This window comes from Dorea formicigenerans, assembly GCF_025150245.1.
Taxonomy (GTDB): Bacteria; Bacillota; Clostridia; order Lachnospirales; family Lachnospiraceae; genus Dorea; species Dorea formicigenerans.
Window position 1 is genome coordinate 2,286,899 of record NZ_CP102279.1, and the last position, 23,158, is coordinate 2,310,056.

17 protein-coding genes are annotated in these 23,158 nt (G+C 41.1%); 4 read left to right on the forward strand and 13 right to left on the reverse strand.

The annotated features are described in order from the left end of the window. Positions 1–96: 96 nt before the first annotated feature. Positions 97–2,313, reverse strand: a complete 2,217-nt coding sequence (priA, locus tag NQ560_RS11115; RefSeq protein WP_005334356.1) for a replication restart helicase PriA — start codon at positions 2,311–2,313, stop codon at positions 97–99. Next, positions 2,313–3,779, reverse strand: coding sequence for a UDP-N-acetylmuramoyl-L-alanyl-D-glutamate--2,6-diaminopimelate ligase (locus NQ560_RS11120; RefSeq protein ID WP_005334358.1), 1,467 nt, complete (start codon positions 3,777–3,779; stop codon positions 2,313–2,315). The genes priA and NQ560_RS11120 overlap by 1 nt, the downstream gene beginning before the upstream one ends. A gap of 270 nt (positions 3,780–4,049) precedes the next feature. Here NQ560_RS11120 and NQ560_RS11125 point away from each other — a divergent pair, with 270 nt between their 5' ends. The 3 genes from NQ560_RS11125 to NQ560_RS11135 all read left to right on the forward strand — a co-directional run bounded on the left by NQ560_RS11125 (position 4,050) and on the right by NQ560_RS11135 (position 7,373). Then, entirely contained in the window at positions 4,050–4,514 is a 465-nt protein-coding gene (locus NQ560_RS11125) for a YbaK/EbsC family protein (RefSeq protein WP_040015586.1), read from the forward strand. Between the two features lie 93 nt (positions 4,515–4,607). After that, positions 4,608–5,834, forward strand: a complete 1,227-nt coding sequence (gene pepT, locus NQ560_RS11130) for a peptidase T (RefSeq protein ID WP_005334360.1) — start codon at positions 4,608–4,610, stop codon at positions 5,832–5,834. Positions 5,835–6,263: 429 nt separating this feature from the next. Then, on the forward strand, positions 6,264–7,373 hold the full coding sequence (locus NQ560_RS11135) for an Rpn family recombination-promoting nuclease/putative transposase (protein WP_005334361.1): 1,110 nt from the start codon (positions 6,264–6,266) through the stop codon (positions 7,371–7,373). An 86-nt stretch (positions 7,374–7,459) separates the two neighbouring features. Here NQ560_RS11135 and NQ560_RS11140 read toward each other — a convergent pair whose 3' ends face one another. The 6 genes from NQ560_RS11140 to NQ560_RS11165 all read right to left on the reverse strand — a co-directional run bounded on the left by NQ560_RS11140 (position 7,460) and on the right by NQ560_RS11165 (position 17,604). Continuing rightward, a complete protein-coding gene (locus tag NQ560_RS11140) occupies positions 7,460–8,323 on the reverse strand; it encodes a YitT family protein (RefSeq protein WP_005337149.1) in 864 nt (287 codons plus the stop codon). Positions 8,324–8,423: 100 nt separating this feature from the next. Further along, positions 8,424–8,918, reverse strand: coding sequence for an anaerobic ribonucleoside-triphosphate reductase activating protein (nrdG, locus tag NQ560_RS11145; RefSeq protein WP_005334363.1), 495 nt, complete (start codon positions 8,916–8,918; stop codon positions 8,424–8,426). 98 nt (positions 8,919–9,016) lie between these two features. Next, a complete protein-coding gene (nrdD, locus tag NQ560_RS11150) occupies positions 9,017–11,206 on the reverse strand; it encodes an anaerobic ribonucleoside-triphosphate reductase (RefSeq protein ID WP_005334365.1) in 2,190 nt (729 codons plus the stop codon). A 239-nt stretch (positions 11,207–11,445) separates the two neighbouring features. Next, positions 11,446–16,011, reverse strand: coding sequence for a PolC-type DNA polymerase III (locus NQ560_RS11155; protein WP_005334368.1), 4,566 nt, complete (start codon positions 16,009–16,011; stop codon positions 11,446–11,448). Continuing rightward, positions 16,004–17,059, reverse strand: coding sequence for a flavodoxin-dependent (E)-4-hydroxy-3-methylbut-2-enyl-diphosphate synthase (gene ispG / locus NQ560_RS11160; RefSeq protein ID WP_005334370.1), 1,056 nt, complete (start codon positions 17,057–17,059; stop codon positions 16,004–16,006). Before ispG ends, NQ560_RS11155 begins: the two co-directional genes overlap by 8 nt. 83 nt (positions 17,060–17,142) lie before the next feature. Next, positions 17,143–17,604, reverse strand: a complete 462-nt coding sequence (locus NQ560_RS11165; protein WP_005334372.1) for a hypothetical protein — start codon at positions 17,602–17,604, stop codon at positions 17,143–17,145. Positions 17,605–17,804: 200 nt separating this feature from the next. Between NQ560_RS11165 and NQ560_RS11170 the strand changes: the two genes are divergently transcribed. Then, complete coding sequence (locus NQ560_RS11170; RefSeq protein ID WP_040015587.1) at positions 17,805–18,158, forward strand: helix-turn-helix domain-containing protein; 354 nt, start codon at positions 17,805–17,807, stop codon at positions 18,156–18,158. A 31-nt stretch (positions 18,159–18,189) separates the two neighbouring features. Here NQ560_RS11170 and NQ560_RS11175 read toward each other — a convergent pair whose 3' ends face one another. Genes NQ560_RS11175 through NQ560_RS11195 form a run of 5 tightly spaced genes read right to left on the reverse strand, consistent with a single transcriptional unit; the run spans position 18,190 to position 23,032 of the window. Then, entirely contained in the window at positions 18,190–19,254 is a 1,065-nt protein-coding gene (locus NQ560_RS11175) for a 3-deoxy-7-phosphoheptulonate synthase (protein ID WP_227086680.1), read from the reverse strand. 15 nt (positions 19,255–19,269) lie between these two features. Continuing rightward, positions 19,270–19,782, reverse strand: coding sequence for a COG2426 family protein (locus NQ560_RS11180; RefSeq protein ID WP_005334377.1), 513 nt, complete (start codon positions 19,780–19,782; stop codon positions 19,270–19,272). A 22-nt stretch (positions 19,783–19,804) separates the two neighbouring features. Next, positions 19,805–20,881, reverse strand: coding sequence for a histidinol-phosphate transaminase (gene hisC, locus NQ560_RS11185; RefSeq protein ID WP_005334379.1), 1,077 nt, complete (start codon positions 20,879–20,881; stop codon positions 19,805–19,807). Between the two features lie 52 nt (positions 20,882–20,933). Further along, on the reverse strand, positions 20,934–22,121 hold the full coding sequence (locus NQ560_RS11190) for a pyridoxal phosphate-dependent aminotransferase (RefSeq protein ID WP_005334380.1): 1,188 nt from the start codon (positions 22,119–22,121) through the stop codon (positions 20,934–20,936). Further along, positions 22,118–23,032 (reverse strand): DUF2156 domain-containing protein, encoded by a 915-nt coding sequence (locus NQ560_RS11195; RefSeq protein ID WP_005334381.1) that lies wholly within the window; start codon positions 23,030–23,032, stop codon positions 22,118–22,120. Before NQ560_RS11195 ends, NQ560_RS11190 begins: the two co-directional genes overlap by 4 nt. Positions 23,033–23,158 lie beyond the last annotated feature (126 nt).

Here is a 23,158-nt window from a genome sequence, read left to right on the forward strand (position 1 = left end):
TTTTTCTCCTTTACCTGCTACATTCTATCTTATGACGCCTGTGGATTGTAACCTGCTTTGCATCGGCATCATGTCTTCACTCTGATAATCTTATTATTACGGATTCATATCAAACTGTATCTTTAATGACTGAAAGCCCCGATTGATCTCAATGTATTTTTCCATCCGATCCTTCACCGCCATCAGGATTCTTTCATCTTCACTTTTCAAATAGATGACCTTACGGTAAATATCATTGATCTTTCCTATGCCTGGACTTGCTGGTCCAATGACTGCCATCGGTGCCTCTCCAGCTGCCCGCACTGCAAAATCTTTCAGGTATCCTGAAGCTTTCGTAAGAAGTGCCTCGTCTGCCCCTGAGGCATAAATTGCCATCAGCCCGGCAGCCGGTGGATATCCCATAAGTCTCCGGTAACTGATTTCTTCTTCATAAAAACTTTCATAATCCTGCCTTGCGGCATTTACAATACTATAATGCTCTGGACTGTATGTCTGAATCACAACCTCTCCCGGAAGATTACCTCTCCCGGCACGGCCTGCAGCCTGCACAAGAAGTTGAAATGTACGTTCTCCGGAACGGTAATCGTCCCCATACAGTGACATATCTGCCGCCAGAATTCCAACCAGTGTTACCCCAGGAAAATCATGACCTTTCACAATCATCTGCGTTCCAATCAGAATATCTGCTTCTTCATTTGCAAACGCTGACAGAATCTTCTCATGCCCGTCTTTATTCTTTGTCGTATCCAGATCCATACGCAGGACTCTTGCCTGTGGAAAGCGCTTCTTTACCAGATCCTCTACCTGTTGTGTTCCCATGCGGAATCCACCAATATAAGGTGAACCACAGGACGGACAAGTTTTGATCATCCTCTCCTCATGCCCACAGTAATGACAGATGAGCCTGCCTCCTCTGTGCTCTGAGAGCGAAACATCACAATGAGGACATTTTACTACATATCCACAGGACCTGCAAGAGACGAACCCCGCATATCCACGCCGATTGAGGAAAAGCATCATCTGATGGTGCTCACTTAAACACTTTTCCATAAGTTCTGTCAGTCTGTCACTTAAAATACTGCGGTTTCCATTCTTTAATTCTTCCCGCATATCGACCGTGTATACCTTTGGCATCACTTGCCTGGTAGCACGGTTCTTTAATTCCAGCATCGTGCAGCTTCCGCCCTGGCACCAGGAAAATGCTTCCACAGAAGGTGTTGCTGAACCAAGTACGACACTTGCCTGTTCAATCTGTGCACGGCGTATTGCAGTCTCCCTTGCATGATATCTTGGCACCTGCTCACTTTTATAAGTAGGTTCATGCTCTTCATCAATCACGATTAGTCCCAGATTGGAAAATGGTGTAAAAAGCGCAGATCTAGGTCCAATCATCACATCCACTTCTCCACGTCTGACACGCTCCATCTGATCAGAACGCTCTCCCTGGGAAAGTCTGGAATTCAAAATCGACACCCGGTTTCCAAATCTGGCATAGAAGCGCATCACCGTCTGATAAGTCAGCGCAATCTCCGGAATCAACATAATTGCCTGTTTTCCCTGACTGACCACCCGACTGATCATCTCAATATAAACTTCCGTCTTCCCACTTCCGGTTACGCCATAAAGCAGATATGTTCCGTAATGTCTCTGACTGTAATCTTTCCAGAATGTGTCGATTGCCTGCTGTTGTTCTGGTGTATGTGTAAGTGGACCGAAATCTTTTTTCTGGTAGTGTATCGGATTACGGAAATTCTCTTCTTCCTGAATCTCCAATACTCCCTGCTCTTCCAGAGAACGAATGACCGAAAGTGTGACATTTAACTTCTTTGTAATGAGCTCATAGTCCTGCTGCGGCTGATCTAACAACCCTGCCAAAAGCCTTGCTCTTGCCTTTTGGTTCTTGTGCAGATAAATATCTAACTGCTTCTTTCCTTCCTCTTCATTTAAAAGAAGCTTCACCTTGCGTTTGTGCTGGATCCGCTCTTTTTTCTTAATAGGAAGTACCGTCTTCAATGCCTGGAGCATAGTTCCACCATAGTATTCTCGGATCCATGCAGCTAGAGCAATAAGTTTTGACTCGATTTCCTGATGGTTTTCTTCAATACAAAGAACTTCTTTAATTTTTGCGAGGTCGTAATCTGCTTTTTCAGAAAATCCTATCACATATCCATGAGTTTCTTTATTCCCTTTGCCAAATGGAACTACAACTTCCATTCCAACTTGAAGCACCCCCTCAAGTTCTGGGGGGATGCGATACTGAAACACTTTATCTAATTTTTCATGCGTAATATCAATAATAATATCAGCGAACATTACTCTCCTTTAAGTTCTTCCAATACTTCTTTAATCAGGACTCTCTCATCCATGTCATATTTCACGCCTTTGATTTCCTGATATGTCTCATGTCCCTTTCCAGCCAGCACAATGACATCACCCGGACGTCCATGCTCGATGGCATAACGGATTGCCTCTTTACGGTCACAGATGTCGATATATTTTCCATCTGTCTTTTTCATACCCACGATGATATCATCAATAATTGCCTGTGGCTCTTCGAATCTCGGGTTATCTGAAGTAATGATTGTAAAATCAGACAGTTTTCCGGATACCTCTCCCATCTCATAACGTCTTGTTTTAGAACGGTTTCCGCCACAGCCAAATACCGTCACAATACGTCCCGGATTGTAATCACGAAGTGTGTGTAACAAGCTTTCCAGTGCCATAGCATTATGCGCATAGTCAATCATAAGTGTAAAATCATCGGATACCTTGACCATCTCAATACGACCTTTGACCTTTGCGACTTTCAGTGCATCTTTGATTTTCTCGACCGGTACATTAAAATGTCTGCATACTGCAATAGCTGTCAGTGAATTGTACACACTGAATTCTCCAGGAATGTCGATTTCCACATCAAAGTCCATCAGTCCTGTCACATGGTACCAAACTCCAAGATATCCCGGTCTTGAGATGTGCTTCACATCGATTGCACGAAGATCTGCCTTCTCCCCAAATCCAAATGTCTCAATTTCGCAGGTTGCATCTTTAAATACATCTTCGAACCACTTGTCATCTACATTTCCAATTCCAACTTTGCACTGTTTGAACAGAAGTCCTTTACAGCGCTTATAGTCCTCAAAATCTTTATGCTCATTCGGTCCAATATGGTCTTCTCCAAGATTTGTGAAGATTCCGATATCAAACATAATCCCTGCGGTTCTGTGAAGCATCAGTCCCTGTGAAGAAACCTCCATAACCACACAGTCACATCCTGCTTCCACCATCTGTGCAAAATACTTCTGAATCGTGTAAGACTCCGGTGTTGTATTATTAGATGGAATGGTCTTATCTCCGATGATTGCCTCAATCGTACCAATCAATCCGACTTTGTGTCCTACTTCCTCCAAAATAGCTTTTACCATATAAGTTGTTGTCGTCTTACCCTTGGTACCGGTAATTCCAATGGTCTTAAGCTTTTCAGCCGGATATCCGAAGTAGGCTGCTGACATAAGTGCCAGTGCGTATCTTGTATTTTCTACTTTGATAACTGTCAATCCCTCTGGCACTTCCACATCTTTTTCCACAATAACCGCTGCAGCACCTCTTTCTGCTACATCTTTTACATACTGATGACCATCCGAGACAGCACCACTGATACACACAAACACACTGCCCGGTACGACCTTTCTGGAATCATTGACAAGTTCTGTAATCTCTATATTATCACTGCCTGCGACTACCTTGTAATCCAGACGCTCCAATAACTTTGTTAATTTCATTCTCTATGCCTCCTGATCATATTTTCAAGAATACTTCCTTAAATACCTATTTAAATAATACAAGGTACCATGGAACACTTTCATTTTATTATATACCACCCCTTAGACGAAAAGCAACGAATTCGTAAATACATCTCGAACAAAAAATTAAATTTTTCCTGCTTTTCTCTAACCATTTTTATGATACAATAGAAACATTAAGGTCAGAGAGTTTTACAAAATATCATTTTTCTGATATCTATGATATCAGTTTGGAAAGAGGCTTTTATTATGTCATTAGCGAAAGCAAAAAAATATCTGGAAGAAAAAGGTTATGTAGACCATATCATCGAACTGGAGGATTCCAGCGCAACAGTAGAGCTTGCAGCGCAGGCACTTGGTGTAGAACCAGGCATGATTGCCAAAACATTATCTTTTTTGATTGGTGATACCCCGATTTTGATTCTGACGGAAGGAACAGTAAGAATCGATAATCACAAGTATAAAGATACATTTCATGCAAAAGCAAAAATGATTCCATTTGATGACGTTGAAGCATATATTGGACATGCTCCGGGCGGTGTATGCCCATTCGGCATCAAAGAAGGAATTCCTGTTTATCTAGACGAATCCCTGAAAAAATTCGATATTGTATATCCAGCAGCAGGTAATGACCACAGTGCAGTCAAACTTACAATTGCAGAATTAGAATCAGTCTCAGGTGCAAAAAAATGGGTCGATGTCTGCAAAGAATAATGTCAGGATATACGATTGTGATGCACAGAACATTTTGTGAGTATCACAGTGATAAATCTTTAATATTCTATTAATTTAAAGGAGTTATATTTTATGAACGCATATGAACGATTACTGAAATATGTGGTAATTCGCACACCGAGCAATGAGGAAAGTGAGACAACACCTTCTTCCCAGTGCCAGTTTGACCTGGCAAATGTTTTAAAAAAGGAAATGGAGGAATTAGGCATCTGTGATGTAACATTGACAGACACATGCTTTCTGTATGGAAAGATTCCGGCAACTCCAGGATGTGAAAATGCACCTGCAATTGGTTTTATTGCACATATGGATACGGTTTCAGATTATTGTGACCATGATATAAAACCGATGATTACAGAGAATTATGATGGAGAAGCTCTTGCACTTGGCGAAAGTGAACTTGTCTTAAGTCCGGAAATGTTTCCGCATTTAAAATCTATGAAAGGACGCACATTAATCACCAGTGACGGAACAACAATTCTTGGTGCCGATGATAAAGCTGGAATCGCAGGCATTTTGACTATGGTCGAACGACTGAAAACTCAAAGCATTCCACACGGTCCCCTGTGTATTGCATTTACACCTGATGAAGAAACTGGAACCGGCGCTTCACATTTCGATTTGCAAACATTCGGTGCTGATTTTGCTTACACACTGGATGGCGGTATGGAAAACGGAATTGAATACGAGACATTTAACGCAAGCAGTGCTGTCGTAGAATTTCACGGAGTCAGTGTACATCCGGGTTCTTCCAAAGATACGATGATCAATGCCAGTCTGGTCGCTATGGAATTTGATTCTATGCTTCCAAAAGGTGAGAGGCCTCGCGATACAGATGGATATGAAGGATTTTATCATCTCATGAAGATGGAAGGTGAGTGCAGTTATGCAAAATTGAACTATATTATCCGAGATCACGATGCAGAAAATTTCAATCACCGTAAAGAAATTATGCAGCAGATTGCAGACGACTTAAATACAAAATGGGGTGAAGGAACTGTCTCACTCACATTAAAAGATCAATATCGCAATATGCGAGAAGTAATTGAGCAGCATATGCATCTGATTGATAATGCAAAAAAAGCCTGCGAAGCTGTCGGTCTTACACCAGTGTGTTTACCAGTCCGCGGCGGTACAGACGGATGCCAGCTCAGTTTCCGCGGTCTTCCTTGCCCGAATCTCGGAACCGGCGGATACGCATATCACGGACCGTATGAACATATTACAGTAGAAGGTATGGATAAGGCTGTTGAAATGATTACAGAACTGGTGAAAATATATAGCATACAATGCAATTAATATTAAAATGAACCATAGGGAAAATAATTCGACTTTTCCTATGGTTCTCTTAGTCTCACAATTCTTTCAGTCTTTTCTTGCTTTATTATTCTCCCTATGTTACACTACATCTACATCAAATTTCGGGCATGATATTTTCATTATGTTTCAACGCCCATAGAAATCTCTAGCCAAGATTTCAATTCTGAATTTCATTTGCTTTTTCAGCAAATAATTCACTCAGATTTTTGATGAAGTTACTCATTCACCGCAGCTTTCAGTGATTCCCGGCACTGGTATAGCTACAGTTTCACCGGGCAAATGATACGGTACTTCTGAATGTAATTACATTTTCTCATCATATGCTCTTTTTGCATTGTCTTTTTATACTCAAAATGTTAAAATATATTCAGATAGTTTCCATATCACATTTGCCCAGAGAGGAGATTTATGGAAACAAACAATACGACAACTTCAAATGGGGTACACAATACTCACACAAAAGACAACGCTGCTAAAATTGTATTCGGAGACCCGGTACTTTGTGCTCAGTTCCTAAAAGGTTACACGGACATTCCTCTTTTTAAAGAGATTAAGCCCGAAGATATTGAAAATGTTTCTTCACATTTTCTGCCTTTATTTCAGGAATCCAGAGACTCTGATACCGTGAATAAAATTTGGATAGGCAATTCTGAGATTTATCTGATTGCACTCATCGAACACCAGTCAGAAAATGATTTTGATATGTCCTTCCGAATACTCCGTTATATTGTATTTATCTGGACAGATTATGCCGCGCAACAGGAAAAGTTACATAAAGGTACCACAAAATCTAAGGATTTTCTTTATCCACCAATCCTGCCTATCGTATATTACGAGGGGAGCAGCACATGGTCTGCACCGTTGAACTTTAAGAATCGCGTCTTTTTGAGTGATGTCTTCGGAGATTACATACCAAGTTTCAATTACCTGGTCGTTCCGTTAAACAAATATTCCAAACAGGATTTGATTGAAAAGAACGACGAACTCTCTTTAATCTTTCTGATTAATCAGCTTCAGAGTTCCTCAGAATTTCATGCCTTAAAAGATATCCCTAAAAAATACACGGAACATCTTACAGAAGACACCCCAGATTATCTGTTAAAAATTATTGGTAAAGTGATCGCCGTTCTTCTTCATAAATTAAATGTACCTGATGAAGAAGTTTACGAGGTTACAGACCAGATCACAAGGAGGAAATTCAGTATGATGTTTGACAATTTTCAGGCTTACGACGTACAGGAGACCAGACGGGTCAGCCGCGAGGAAGGACGGCTTGAGGGACGAATCGAAGGCGAACGTGCCGGGCGAATCGAAGGTGAACGTGCCGGGCGAATTGAAGGCGAACGACTCCATTTAATCAAGCAAGTTATTAAACGAATTGAATTACAGTATTCTGTCAATCAAATTGCAGAATCACTCCTAGAGCCACTAGATATTATCCAACCTATTTATGATATTGCATTGCAACAGCTTCCTGATTACAACGCCGAAAAGATTCTTGAGCAATTGAATTCATAACTTGTATCGCAAAAATAAGATTCCTTTTTTCAATAACTATCAAAAAAGGAATCTTATTTTTATAAATGTTGTCCTTTTAGATATCTCTATTCCTGCTTAAATCCTTCTCCGACAACTTCATTGGATTCCATAATGATCGTAAATGCTTTCGGATCTATCTCTTTTACCATTCTTTTTATCGTATACATCTGCTTGTTATTGCATGCACACATGACCACGTCTTTTTTTTCACCACTATAGCTTCCCACACCTTCCAGAATCGTTGAACCACGGCCTGCATATTCATCAATCTGTTCTGCCACCTCTTTTCCTTGCTTTGTTACAATCAATGTCATCTTACCTTCATCAATTCCATACATAATACGATCCATAACCGTCGCCATAAGATATGTCACAAGGATTCCATAAATCAGTCCGTCAACTTCTTTGAATACCAGTGCACTTCCAAGGATAATCGTACAGATATCCAAACCGAATGTGATCATACCGAGTGTCATGTGTGGTTTTGCTTTCTTGATGGACATACTGATAAAATCCTGTCCTCCGGTAGAGGAACCTCGCATAAAAATCAGCGCAAATCCTATTCCGCATAATACACCCATGCAAAGTGCAGCCAAAAGCCTGTTTCCATTATACACTGGAAGCATCGGTGCCACATAGTCTGTCAGTACGGACCAGATCAGAGTTGTCTTTACTGACTTTAGGAAAAATGTTTTTCCAAGATATTTGTAACAGAAAATGGTGACCGGGATATTCAGAAGTATCATTCCTGCACCAACTGGAATCTTAAACAGATGATACAGTATGATTGCAATTCCGGAAAATCCTGCTACCGGGAAATTCGCATTCAGCGCAAAATTATAAATTCCAACCGCACCAAGCATTCCTGCTGCCAGATCCACCAGAAGATCAATCCCTAATTCCTTCCAGTCAAATTTTTTCTTTAACATATACATTTCCTCCTCTTATCTTTCATCTGATATCATAGCTTCTCTCAAAAAAAAGAACAGACACAAACTATATATTCTATAATTCGCATCTGCTCTTGTATTATAATTTCATTTCACGAAGATTTAAAATTCTCTGATTACTGCTTCCCCGAAACTGTAAGGTAATATCCTTCAAATCTTCTACAAACGGACCATCTACCAGTACATCTATATAAGACAACATCTCATCCGTGACTTCTGTATAGGCTCTTCCACCTGGTATCAGATCTTTGTCATATACATACCCGGAATAACTCCAGATATTCTTCTTTGGATACATTTCCCGGACTTTTTTTAAGAGCTTTACAAGTTCTCTTTGATTCTCCGGTTCAAATGGTTCTCCGCCAAGAAGTGTAAGTCCTGCAATGTATGGATGGTTCAATGCATCCAAAATTTCTTTTTCAGTATTCTCAGTGTACGGATTCCCATAATGGAAATCCCATGTTTCTGCATTAAAACAACCTTTACAGTGATGACGACATCCTGAGACAAACAATGTCACTCGAACTCCCGGACCATCTGCTATATCATATTTTTTTATTTCTCCATAATTCATATAAAATTCCCAGCCTTTATTTTTTCCAACTAATCTGCAAATTTTAATGCGAAATCCGGGAACCGTATAATTTTATACTTTAACTCCGCAATTTGCTTTTACAGATGTAAGACTCTATCCTTAATCTCCTGTGTTCTTCCCTGATTCCAGAACTGTGTTCCGATATATCCACATGTTCTTCTGGCTACTGACATCTTATCCTGATCACGGTTCCCACAGTTCGGGCACTCCCAGATAAGCTTTCCACTTTCGTCTTCTTTAATCTGAATCTCTCCATCATAACCACAGATTTCACAGTAGTCACTCTTTGTATTCAATTCTGCGTACATAATATGCTCGTAGATGAACTGCATCACAGAAAGGACTGCCGGAATGTTCTGCTGCATATCCGGGACTTCAATATAGCTGATTGCTCCTCCTGGTGACAGTTTCTGGAACTCTGCCTCGAACTCCAGCTTGTCAAATGCATTGATTGGCTCAGATACATGTACATGATAACTGTTCGTAATATAATTCTTATCTGTAACTCCTTTGATGATTCCGAATCTCTTCTGAAGACATTTTGCAAACTTGTATGTGGTAGACTCCATCGGTGTACCATATACAGAATAGCTGATATTCTCAGCAGCTTTCCACTGGGCACATTTGTCATTCAACCTCTGCATAACTGCCATTGCAAATGGTCTGGCTTCCGGATCTGTATGCGTCTTTCCAAGCATGCGCATGCACATCTCATAAAGGCCTGCATATCCAAGAGAAATGGTTGAATATCCGCCATATAGAAGCTTATCAATGGTCTCACCTTTTTTCAGTCTTGCCAATGCACCGTACTGCCAGAGAATCGGTGCCACATCTGAAATAGTTCCAAGAAGTCTCTCATGACGGCAACGGAGTGCTCTGTGGCATAACTCCAGTCTCTCATCAAGAATCTGCCAGAATCTGTCCATGTCTCCTTCTGCGGAACATGCTACATCTACCAGGTTAATTGTAACAACACCCTGATTGAAACGCCCGTAGAATTTATGCTTTCCGTTTGGAAGCATCTGAGAATCCTCTACTGTCAGGAAAGATCTGCATCCCATACATGGATAAACTTCACCCTTTTTCAGTTCCTTCATGATCTTTGCAGAAATGTAATCCGGAACCATACGCTTTGCAGTACATTTTGCTGCAAGCTCTGTCAGATACCAGTACTTAGAATCTTCTGTAATATTATCTTCATCCAGGACATAAATCAGTTTCGGGAATGCCGGTGTGATCCAAACACCCTTCTCATTCTTAACGCCTTGCATTCTCTGTTTTAATACTTCTTCAATGATGAGTGCCAGATCCTGTCTTGTCTGACCGTCTTCCACCTCATCCAGATACATGAATACGGTAACAAACGGTGCCTGTCCGTTACATGTCATGAGTGTGATAAGCTGGTACTGGATTGTCTGAATTCCGCTTTTTACCTCTTCTCTCAGACGGCAGTCTGTCAGTTTGTCAATGATTGCCTCATCCAGACTCTCCCCACATGCTTTACGTTCAGAGATAACAATATTACGGATTTTCTTACGACTGATATCCACAAATGGTGCAAGATGTGCCAGTGTAAAAGACTGTCCTCCATATTGATTACTTGCGACCTGTGCTACAATCTGAGTCGTCACATTACACGCTGTAAAGAAGCTGTGTGGTTTTTCGATCATTGTCTCACTGATGACGGTTCCGTTCTGAAGCATATCTTCCAGATTGATCAGATCACAGTTGTGCTCTTTCTGTGCAAAATAATCTGAATCATGGAAATGAATGATTCCCTGTTCATGTGCTTCTACAACCTCTTCCGGAAGAAGTACACGCTTGGAAAGGTCTTTACTTACTTCTCCTGCCATATAATCTCTCTGCGTGGAGTTGATCACCGGGTTCTTATTGGAATTTTCCTGATTGACTTCTTCATTAATGTTATCAATCAGTGCAAGGATCCCGTTATCTGTTGTATTGGACTTTCTTGCCAATTCACGTTTATAACGGTAGCGCACATACTTCTGTGCCACTTCATAGCCACGCATTCCCATAATTCCAGTCTCTACCATATCCTGAATATCTTCTACATGTATAGCGTGAGTTGATTTTTTTACCTGTCCTGCAATATCATCTGCAATTGCCCGGACCTGGAATTCATTCAGTTTGTAAATATTATCAACTTCTTCATTAGCTGCGCGGATTGCATTCTCGATCTTTTCCAGATCAAAGCCGACTTCCTCTCCATTTCTTTTGATTACTTTCGTCTTCACTAACATCTTCATGTCTCACGCCTTTCTTATATATCTTTGTTCTTCTGCTTTTCGGATCCACCACAACATCTTGTGTTCCACAATTCACACTCACTCCGGTAAGAAACTATTTAGTTTCTTCAAAATCACAAGATATTGTGTTCCGCCCCATTATATTACTACAAAATATGGCGTTTGAAAAGCATTATTTTAATTTTAACATACTTTTATAAGTATACCTTTTTCTGTCCATTTTTTGCCCATTTTGTCTGTTAAAGATCAAATAATGACAACTGATTGGACTCCGGAAGGTCTCCTAAAAGTCCTAAATCTGCCATGTAATCTACAACCGTCTTACTTGCTTTCGTACGGTTTCTAAAATCATCTTTGGACAGATATGGACCATCTTTTGCCGCTTCCTCCACCGCTTCTGCAGCCTTCTCTCCCATTCCGTCAATGCTGGAAAACGGTGGCATCAGCTTTCCGTCTACGATACTGAATTTTGTTGCTTTTGCGCGATAAATGTCGATTGGCAGAAACTCATATCCCCTCGCATACATTTCCTGAACAATATGCATGTCCTTCATTGTATCCTGTTCTTTTTTACTGAGAGAATCAGACCGTCTTGTATAATCATCAATATAGTATTGCAGTTTTTCCTTGCCCTGACACATAATTTCATAAGAAAATGCATCTGCACGGATTCCAAAATATGCTCCATAGTATGCCAGCGGATAATTTACCTTACAATAGGCGATACGATATGCCATCATGACATAGGCTGCCGCATGGGCTTTCGGAAACATATATTTAATTTTCTCACAGGAACCAATGTACCACTCTGGCACATCATGTTCCAACATATCTTTTTTATACTCCGGCCAATCTTTACATTTTCCTTTTGCAACGGTACCTTTACGCACTCGCTCCATGATCGTGAAGGATTCCTCACTATCCAGTCCTTTGTTGATCAGATATGTCATAATATCATCTCGGGTACAGATTGCTGTAGAAATGGTTGCCTTACCGCTCTTAATCAGCTCCTGCGCATTGTTCAGCCATACGTCCGTTCCATGGGACAATCCGGAAATACGGATCAGATCTGAAAGTGTCTGTGGTTTTGTATCTACTACCATCTGGATTACGAAATCCGTTCCGAACTCCGGAATTCCAAGACATCCTACCGGACATCCCCCGATATCATCTGGTGTGATTCCAAGTGCCGATGTATCATGGAATAAAGACATTACCCCCTGATCATCCAGAGGGATATCTGTTGCTACAAATGGATGATCCGTCTCATTGTACTCATTTTCCATAGCAGGCGAACTGATATATGCCTCAAGTGCCTTGATCATGGTTGGATCATCATGACCCAGAATATCCAATTTTAACAAGTTGTGGTCGATGGAATGATAGTCAAAATGTGTCGTAATAATATCAGTCGTCATATCATTTGCCGGATGCTGCACCGGAGTGAATGAGTTGATATCTTCCCCGTGAGGAAGTACAATGATTCCTCCCGGATGCTGTCCGGTACTTCTGCGGATACCGGTACATCCCTGAACAATCCTGTCAATTTCGCAAGTTCTCTTTCTTGTTCCCCGCTCTTCAAAATAGTTCTTTACATACCCAAATGCTGTCTTATCCGCCAACGTACCAATCGTTCCGGCACGGAACGTCTGTCCGGCTCCGAAAATAATTTCCGTATATTTATGGGCATTACTCTGATAATCTCCTGAGAAGTTCAGATCGATATCTGGCTCTTTATTTCCTTTAAATCCAAGGAATGTTTCGAACGGAATATCAAATCCATCTTTTACAAGCCTGGTTTTGCACACCGGGCACTCCTTATCCGGCATATCCCATCCACAGCCCCCTGCGTAAGCCCGTACTTCTTCGGATTCAAAATCACTGTAGTGGCACTTCGGGCAATAGTAATGTGGGCTTAATGGATTTACCTCTGTAATTCCAGCCATGGTCGCAACAAAAGAAGATCCTACCGACCCACGGGATCCTACAAGATATCCGTCCTCATTGGATTTCCACACCAATTTCTGTGCGATAATATACATAACGGCGAATCCGTTGGAAATAATGGAATTAAGCTCACGTTCCAGACGCTCTGTAACAATCTCCGGGAGCGGATCTCCATACATAGAATGTGCCTTGTTATAACAGATTTCACGAAGCGTTTTATCTGAATCTGGAATGACCGGTGGACACTTATCCGGGCGGACTGGTGATATTTTTTCCACCATATCCGCAATCATATTGGGATTGTCAATGACAATTTCTTTTGCTTTTGCTGAACCAAGGTATTCAAACTCCTCCAGCATTTCATCTGTCGTATGCAAATACAACGGTGCCTGCTGATCTGCATCTTTGAATCCTTTTCCTGCCATAATGATACGGCGGTACACTTCATCTTCCGGATCCATAAAGTGCACATCACAGGTCGCCACGACCGGCTTATCAAACCGTTCTCCAAGACGGATGATCTCACGGTTGATCTCACGTAAATCTTCCTCACTTTGAACCTTCTCCACACGATCACTATCAATCATGAACCGGTTATTTCCAAGTGGCTGTATTTCCAGATAATCATAAAAATTAACAATTCTGGCAATCCGCTCTGCAGATTTTTCTCCCAGTATTGCCTGATACAATTCTCCTGCTTCACAAGCACTTCCAATAATCAGACCCTCTCTGTATTTTAACACTTCGCTCTTTGGCATTCTCGGCTGACGTCCAAAATACTCCAGATGTGACTTGGAAATCAATGTATAAAGGTTCACGCGTCCAATATCATTCTTTGCCAGAACAATGACATGGTAAGACGGCATCTTACGGATTGCTTCCGCGTTGTGCGCGCCAAAATGATTCATCTGATCCAGTGTCTCGATTCCACGTTCTTCCAGCATCTGAATAAATTTCACATAAATCTCTGCGGTAACTCTGGCATCATCCACTGCTCTATGGTGATGTTCCTGAGAAATATTCAGTGCTTTTGCCACAACGTTTAGCTTGAATTTTGAAAGTGTCGGTAATAATACACGAGCAAGTCCCACCGTATCTACAGAAGTAAAATCCGGTTCTATGCCCTGCTGCCTGCAATTTTCTTCGATAAAGCTCACATCAAAACTGGCATTGTGCGCTACCAGCACTGCATCTCCTACGAACTTTAGAAACTGTGGGAGAATTGTCTCAATCTCCGGTGATTCCATAACCATCTCATCAGTAATGCTTGTAAGCTGTGTGATTCGAAATGGAATCGGAATCTTCGGATTCACAAATGTACTATACTTATCCGTAATTTCTCCGTTCTCAACTTTAACTGCACCAATTTCGATAATCTTATCTTTTGCCGAACTAAATCCCGTCGTCTCCAGATCGAATACAACATAGGTTCCTTTTAAAGACTGACCTTTCTCATTGACTGCCACATCCTGCAAATCATCGACCAGATATCCTTCCACACCATAAATAACTTTAAATGGATCGTCTTTATCCAGTGTCTCAATATAATGATTCGCGTCCGGGAACGCCTGTACCACACCATGATCTGTAATCGCAATTGCCTTATGCCCCCAGTCATGTGCTCTCTTTACAAGATCTTTGACCTCGGAAACTCCGTCCATGTCACTCATTTTCGTATGACAGTGGAGCTCCACTCTCTTTTCTACCGCATTGTCTTTTCTGGATTCTGTAAAATCAGAAATTTTCTTAATTCCAAACACAGAAGAAATGACAAGTTCGCCGTCAAATTTGTCAATATTGGTCACGCCTTTAATTTTCAGGAATGCACCCATTTTAATTTCAGCCAGTACATCTGCAAGTTGATCATTACGCACGAACATCTTGACCATGATCGTATCAGTAAAGTCTGTCACTGCATACATGACAATGGTCTTTTCATTGCGGATTTCTCTTGTATCAAAGCTAATGACTTTTCCTCGAAATGTAATTTCTCCCATCTCACCAATCACGGTTGACAGTTCAATCGGCTCATCGTCAAATGGGCGTCCGTAAATCAAACCTGACTCATCAAGATCCATCTTCGCAGATTTCACAAACACCTTCTTATCACGAAAGCCACCCTTCTGGAATCCACTGCCTTTTGAAAATCCACCTTTTGCAGGACTGCCAGAATTTTTTCCGTCTCCGGAATTTTTTCCACCTTGTCCGCTTCCAGATGTTTCTTTTTCCCCAGACTTTGCTTCTTTTTCCTGCTTTTTTTCCTCTTTTTGCTTCTGTACAGCCTCAACCTGATCCAGTATACTGTCTACTTCCTGCTGCAGACGCATATCATTGTATTTCAAAGTACTTTCTTTTGGTTCTTTATACATGACACGAATCTCAATGGGCAATCCGAAACGTTCTGCATACACACCTTTTAAATAATCTGTCAGAGAATCTTTTTTTCCTTGCGCAATAACAGTGTCGATTAACTGCATGCAAAGAATATTTCCTTCTTCAAAGGTACATTTCGCATTCTGCAGCATATTGCGTTCTACAACACTTCTTGTATCCAGCTCCGCAAGAAAGCTGTCCAGATACTCCGCCATCACATTCTCTGGCGTGTACTGTCCGGACAGCTCATACTTTTCTCGAATCTCTACCTGCACGGCACTTCTTCCGAAAAGCTGGTTCTTGATCAGGTGCTCCATCTCGTATACCAATGTTTTCTGAATCAGATGACGGCTTACTATATGCACTCTTAAAAATGTCCGGTCAGAGTTGGTCGTCACTTTTAATACCTGCGCTCCTTCGAACATATTACGTATATCTTCCCCTGCCTTTAACGTAGGGAATACTTCAAAGAACGGTTTACTCATTCCAATGCAACAGCTCCTGTCTCAATGTCTCTAATAGTTCCTCTTCTTTTACTTTCTTTACAATCTCGCCTTTTTTGATCAGGAGTCCTTCTCCCTTTCCTCCGGCAATTCCAATATCTGCTTCTTTTGCTTCTCCCGGTCCATTGACCACACAGCCCATAACTGCGACCTTAATGTCCAGTGGGATATCTGCAACCATCTCTTCGACCTGATTTGCAAGTCCGATCAGATCAATCTGGGTTCTTCCGCATGTCGGACAGGATACAACCTCAATTCCACCTGTGCGAAGTCCCAGTGTCTTTAAAATAATCTTCGCTGTCTTGATCTCTTCTAATGGTGATCCAGTCAGTGACACACGGATTGTATCTCCGATTCCCTGTCCCAGAATCAGTCCAAGACCTACTGAGGATTTTATATTACCTGCCAATAATGTTCCTGCCTCTGTAATTCCTACGTGTAATGGGTATGGGCATTTCTTGGCGATCAGTTCATGTGCCTTTACACACATCATAACATCAGAAGATTTGATACTGACTACAAGATTATTATATCCCATCTCCTCGATAAGCTGTATTTTGTCCAGGGCACTCTCTACAAGTCCCTCTGCAGTCACCCCATGATACTTCTCTACCAGATGCTTTTCCAGTGATCCACTATTCACACCAACACGAATTGGAACACCGTACTCTTTTGCTTTTTCAACAACAGCACGGACTCTCTGCTCATCTCCAATATTACCCGGATTAATACGAATCTTATCTGCCCCGTTCTCAATCGCTGCAATCGCCAGCTTATAATCAAAATGAATATCTGCCACAAGTGGAATATGGATCTGCTTCTTGATCTCACCAATTGCTTTCGCTGCATCCATATTCGGCACAGCGCAGCGGATGATCTCACAGCCGGCTTTCTCGAGAGCAAGAATCTGGGCAACAGTCGCCTCCACATCTTCCGTCTTCGTATTTGTCATTGACTGTATTCTGATCGGATTACCTCCTCCGATCGTAACATTTCCAATCTGAACTTCTTTCGTGTGATCTCTGTACATGATTTTTGCTCCTTCACATGCAGAAAACCTGCCACACGGCAGATTTTCTGATATTTTCGTTTTAGATTTCTTTTGTCTGATACCTACTTTCTGATGAACGTGAACTGTTCCCCATATTCTCGTTCTGTAAGTGTCAGCTGATTGCCATCTACGCTGTATGAAAAAGATGAATCCAGATCATCCAGTACATTCTCCAGATCTTCTTTTGTATATGCACCGTCCGCTTTCTCAACTGCCTTGTCAATCTGCTCCTCATCTTTTGTGATGGTAATAATCTTTGACTTCATATCTACGCTGTAATTCATCTCTACGGCTGCATCTGTATTCTCTGCAATATCCGTGATATCTACCTGAATCGTATCGTTCTTCTCAATCTTTAGCGCAATCGTTGCATCCTCACTTTCCCAGTTTCCTACTACTGGATTAGTCGTGAACATTCTCGTCAGCAGATATACTGCGATTAAAATGATCAGCACTGAGGATACAAGGGTAACCACTCGCCATATCTTACTTCTTTTTGCCTCATCATTGCCTGCTATAATCATACTCTTATAATCCTCTCACTTTTCTTCTTTTCTATCATAACTAAATTATAGATTCTTTTCCAGACAGTGTCAACGGGTATTCTCATGTTCCAGAACGGAACTTTTTCGCTACTTTTTGTTTACATCCGCCACACTTATCTTTTTTTCACATAACACTTGGTAAAATATACCAAAAATACAAAAGAAAGGAGACCTGGCAAGTGTCATTCGGTCAGAAGCTACGCAAATTACGCAAAAAATTTAATATGACTCAGAAAAATGTTGCTGACTGTATCCATGTCTCCCGCTCTGCTATTGCAGGTTACGAAAAAAAGGGCCGCCAGCCTTCTCATGAAAAGCTGACGGCAATCGCAGATTTATTCGAGGTCCCTGTTGATTATCTTCTGAATGACGAAGAGGATACTATCACCCTCTCTCCTTCCCGGCTTACAACCAATTCTGATGATGAGCTGAATCTTTTGCTTGCATACCGAAGCCTCTCCCGAAGCAGCAAACGTGATCTCAAAAAGTATATGAAACTTTTGAAAGAAAAAGATGCTTCAGAAAGCTCTTAATCTGCACTTATTATTTTTCTTTTTTTATTTTCTAGCACTCTTCTGCAATTTTATAAATTAGATGCTCCGTATCTTCCCAGCCAATACAAGGATCCGTAATGGACTTTCCATATACCATATCAGGTCCGATATTCTGTCTTCCTTCTTCCAGATAACTTTCCACCATAACACCCTTGATCATATTTTTCAGATCCGGATTATATCTTCGTGTATGAAGCACTTCACTGACAATACGAAGCTGTTCTTTGTATTTTTTATTTGAATTAGAATGGTTCGCATCAACAATTGCTGCTGGATTTTTCAGATCTTTCTTCTGATAAAGTTCAAATAATCGCAGGCAATCTTCATAATGATAATTTGGCTGGCATGTTCCATATTTGTCTACGCCTCCACGCAAAATCACATGTGCCAGATCATTTCCTGACGTCTGTACATCCATACCTCTGTAAATGAAACGATGTCCCATCTGGGCTGCCACTACAGAATTCAGCATCACCGACAGATCTCCACTGGTCGGATTCTTCATTCCGACAGGAATATCCATTCCACTTGCTGTCAGACGATGCTGCTGATTTTCCACAGAACGTGCACCGATTGCCTCATAAGATAAAATATCATCCAGATAGCTTCTGTTCTCCGGATATAACATCTCATCTGCTCCGGTCAGTCCGCTTTCTTCCATAGCACGGATATGCATATGACGGATTGCAATAATTCCCGCATAAAGATCCGGTGCCTTATCCGGATCCGGCTGATGGAGCATTCCTTTATATCCCTCGCCGGTCGTTCTTGGTTTATTTGTATAAATTCTTGGAATAATCATCAGTTTATCTTTTACTTTTTCATTGACTTTTGCCAGACGATTCACATACTCACACACTGAATCTTCATTATCTGCAGAACACGGTCCGATAATGACTGCAAATTTGTCCGATTTTCCCGTAAAAATATCTCGAATCTCCTGATCTCTTTTTTTCTTTAACTCTGCAAGCTTTTCTGACAGAGGATATTCTTCCTTCAGTTCTGTCGGAGAAGGCAGTGTCGTATTGAATTTCATAGACATATTTTTTCTCCTTCTATGTTTCTTCTCTCTTATTCATTCAAGACTGCACTATCCTAAAATCTGTACTCCACCAAGAAGCACATAAGATATGAACCACATAATTACAGTTGCCATGCAGATTCCAATGATGACTGCCGGAAATGCTTTCTTAAATTTCACACCGAGAAGTGCGGCAATGAGTGAACCTGTCCATGCTCCGGTTCCCGGAAGCGGAATACCAACAAATAATACAAGTCCCCAGAATTCATATTTTTCAATCTGGTCTTTTTTCTTCATTGCTTTTGCTTCCAGCTTATCTACCAGCGGTTTTAAATGTTTTGTTCCTTTCATCCAGTTAAAAATCGGTGTGATCAGAAGCAGGATAAACGGAACCGGTATAATATTCCCAAGAATACATAATGGAATCGCTTTCGCGACCGGCACTCCAAGAAGCGGTCCTGCTACAAGAAGCGCTCCACGAAGTTCCAGAATCGGAATCATGGAAATAATAAATACAATTGCCTCTTTCCCAACACTTCCACTGAGTGCATCAATAATTCCTTGTACTAATGACTGTGTCATACATCTCTCCTTATTTTTTCATTTATTTTTGTAACTGTTCAGAACCCCGCCACATATATTTTTTCAAAAATGCAAATAATTGTTCCATCTCTTCTCTTGTTCCGATGGTAATACGCATATATTGCTCGATTCTCTCGCTGCCCCAAAATCGCACATAGATATCATGTGCCTTTAATGCCTCAAACAGCTCTTTCGCATCGTATTCCGGGTGCTTTGCAAATATAAAGTTGGACCCGGAATCCAGATATGTAAATCCAAGTTTTGTAAGTTCTTCTTTTGCCCACTCCCTTGTCTCAACAATTTTTCTGACGCCATTCTCGAAATATTCCCTGTCTTTCACAGCTTCCACACCACACACAATTGAAGTCTGGTTCATAGTATAAGAGTTAAATGAATATTTCGCATCATTTAAGTATTTGATCAATGTCGGATTGCTGATAGCATAGCCGATTCGCATACCCGCCATAGATCTTGCCTTGGAAAATGTCTGGACAACGATCAGGTTATCGTATTTGTCAATCAGTTCCAGTGCGGAACGTCCTGCAAAATCAATATACGCTTCATCCACGATCACAATGACATCCTGATTATGTGCAATGATATCTTCTACTACTGACAGATCCTCATAGATTCCTGTCGGTGCATTTGGGTTTGGGAAAATCACTCCCCCGTTCTCCTTATAGTAGTCTTCTTTTACAAGTTTGAAATCCTCATCCAGTTTCTGACATTCATATGGAATCCGATACAGATCCGCCCATACACTATAAAAAGAATAAGTAATATCCGGGAAAAATATCGGTTTTTCGGAATTAAAAAATGTCAGGAAACACATAGACAATACATCATCGGATCCTACACCTACAAATACCTGGTCCGGATTCACATGATAAAAGTCCGCAAGCGCATTTACAAGTGGTGCTGCAGTCGGATCCGGATAAAGGCGGAAACGGTCTGTATCCATCTCTTCTAACGCTTTTGTGACTCCCGGTGCCGGTGGATATGGATTCTCATTCGTATTTAATTTGATGACTTTGCGCTGTGGCTGTTCACCTGGTACATATGGCTCTACTTTTCTTATGTTCTTCTCAAATGCTTTCATACTATGCTCCTGTATCTTTGCTAAATTTGTTCATCGCCGCGACCTCTGAACATTACATGTATTCCTTTGCCAGTTCTTTGAATTTAGGAAGCGAATTCACGATTGTCTCATGAGATACACAATATGCCAGTCTTACATATCCCGGACACGCAAAGGAACTACCTGGTACCATCAGGATATTATATTTCTTTCCTGCATTACAGAATTCCTTTTCATCTGCAACTGGTGATTTTACAAAGAGATAGAATGCTCCCTGTGGTTTGATGCATTCAAATCCACATTCTTTCAATCCGTTATATAGATCTTCTCTGTTTCTGTTGTAGAAAGAAAGGTCTGTCTTTGCATCCAGGCATTTTTCTACTACTTTCTGCTGCAGAGTTGGTGCATTTACAAAACCTAAGATTCTTGTTGCCACATTGGCAGCGGAAAGAAGATCTTCACTGTCTGCAACCTCATCCGGAATAACAAGATATCCTATACGTTCTCCTGGAAGTGACAGGGATTTACTAAAAGAATATCCTACAATCGTATTATCATAATATTTCGTCAGGTATGGAACTTCCACTCCATCATAAGCAAGTTCACGATATGGTTCGTCAGAAATCAGGAAAATCTCTGTTCCATATTCTTTCTGTTTGGCCTCCATGATTGCCGCTAACTTCTTGATCGTCTCCTCTGAATATACAACACCTGTCGGGTTATTCGGCGTATTTACAATGACAGCTTTTGTCTTTGGTGTAATCTTCTGCTCAAATTCATCAAGCTTTGGCTGAAAATCAACTGTATTCGGGGAAATCTCGACCAGAACTCCATCATAGTTATTTGTATAAGAACGATATTCTCCAAAATATGGTGCAAATGCAATCACTTCATCTCCGGGATTGATCAGAGATTTTAAAATGACATTCAATCCACCTGCCGCTCCGACAGTCATGACAATGTTCTTGCCGGAAAATTTTGTATCAAATCTTTCATTCAGAGACTTTGCAATTGCCTCTCTTACTTCCGGATATCCACTGTTACTGTTCGTATAGCCATGAAGCACAACCGGATCTGTGTCATTGACCAGTTCGACAATTGCATCTTTTACAATCTGCGGTGCCGGAACATTCGGATTCCCAAGGCTGAAATCAAATACATTCTCACGTCCGTAAATTCCTGCCAGACGTGTTCCTTCCTCAAACATTGCACGAATAGCGGAACTGTTCGCTACCATATTTTTCATTTTATCTGCTATCATTTTTCTATCTCCTTTTCATGTACATGTCCTTTTTCTACCATAAATACTGGTTTATAGGAAAGCTTTGCTTTTCTGAGTCCCTCAGAACCGGCATCATCTTCCCGATTCACATATTTGTAATCCATACACTCATGTTCTACAAATTGCTGATTGATCATAGTATATGCTCCGGGCACATCTGCATAAGCTTTCTCTATGTGAACAACAAATGTATCCGGGCAGATTGGTTCTCCGATGGTAAATGCTACGATTTTACCATCAATTCGAAGGATACCGCCCTTCAGGTCAAGTTCTTCAAAAAGTCTGAGTGCATTCATTGTCACACACATCTCTGCATTCTTATCTGTATCATCATTACAGCCATTCTCTTTTCTCCACTTCAAAGCCATCTGGAAACATTCCTCCAGATTCTCTTTTTTCATGGATTCGTAGCTCCAGCGTCCTTCAAATTCTTTTCGGAATCGATTCACATGGTTCTTCTTTCCATGCATCTTCTTACCAGACAAAGTCGCTAACTTCTCGCTTTCATAGACATAATCCGCTTCGTCCCGGTCATACTCAATCTCGAATCTTCCCGGATACCAGCTTTCCAGTCGTGCAAAATCATCCGGTGTCACATTATACATACGGAACGGATAACCTCGCTCCTCACTATATGTTTTCATCTTATCCAATGCACGCTTCACATGTTCATCTGTCCCTGCCGGAAATGCATAGGCAACATGTCCCTCATCTTCACTTTTGAACACCATGGCTCCTTCAACAATCGCCCATTTTACCGGGTACTGCCTGGACCATAAAAACACATTGACAAATGTACGTTCACAACTTCTGCTCGGATGCTCATCGAAATACTTTGTCATGATTTCCTTGTCTTCCAGCTCTGTTCTCTTAAAAATAATATCTTTCATTCTATGCTCCAATTCAAAACTAGTAAAGAGCACATCCGACGAAGGAATTCCCCGCCATTGTACTCATCGCAGTTCTCGTCCATCTGATAACTGTAATTTTTACTCTTCCGAGTATAGCACATTTTC

Bases quoted from the DNA above. Each gene is read 5' to 3' on its own strand.
- priA (WP_005334356.1), bottom strand. From the start codon at position 2,313: ATGTTCGCTGATATTATTATTGATATTACGCATGAAAAATTAGATAAA.
- hisC (WP_005334379.1), bottom strand. From the start codon at position 20,881: ATGAAAGCATTTGAGAAGAACATAAGAAAAGTAGAGCCATATGTACCA.
- NQ560_RS11190 (WP_005334380.1), bottom strand. From the start codon at position 22,121: ATGATAGCAGATAAAATGAAAAATATGGTAGCGAACAGTTCCGCTATT.
- NQ560_RS11135 (WP_005334361.1), top strand. From the start codon at position 6,264: ATGGAAACAAACAATACGACAACTTCAAATGGGGTACACAATACTCAC.
- NQ560_RS11140 (WP_005337149.1), bottom strand. From the start codon at position 8,323: ATGTTAAAGAAAAAATTTGACTGGAAGGAATTAGGGATTGATCTTCTG.
- NQ560_RS11125 (WP_040015586.1), top strand. From the start codon at position 4,050: ATGTCATTAGCGAAAGCAAAAAAATATCTGGAAGAAAAAGGTTATGTA.
- pepT (WP_005334360.1), top strand. From the start codon at position 4,608: ATGAACGCATATGAACGATTACTGAAATATGTGGTAATTCGCACACCG.
- NQ560_RS11180 (WP_005334377.1), bottom strand. From the start codon at position 19,782: ATGACACAGTCATTAGTACAAGGAATTATTGATGCACTCAGTGGAAGT.
- NQ560_RS11165 (WP_005334372.1), bottom strand. From the start codon at position 17,604: ATGATTATAGCAGGCAATGATGAGGCAAAAAGAAGTAAGATATGGCGA.
- nrdD (WP_005334365.1), bottom strand. From the start codon at position 11,206: ATGAAGATGTTAGTGAAGACGAAAGTAATCAAAAGAAATGGAGAGGAA.
- NQ560_RS11155 (WP_005334368.1), bottom strand. From the start codon at position 16,011: ATGAGTAAACCGTTCTTTGAAGTATTCCCTACGTTAAAGGCAGGGGAA.
- nrdG (WP_005334363.1), bottom strand. From the start codon at position 8,918: ATGAATTATGGAGAAATAAAAAAATATGATATAGCAGATGGTCCGGGA.
- ispG (WP_005334370.1), bottom strand. From the start codon at position 17,059: ATGTACAGAGATCACACGAAAGAAGTTCAGATTGGAAATGTTACGATC.
- NQ560_RS11120 (WP_005334358.1), bottom strand. From the start codon at position 3,779: ATGAAATTAACAAAGTTATTGGAGCGTCTGGATTACAAGGTAGTCGCA.
- NQ560_RS11195 (WP_005334381.1), bottom strand. From the start codon at position 23,032: ATGAAAGATATTATTTTTAAGAGAACAGAGCTGGAAGACAAGGAAATC.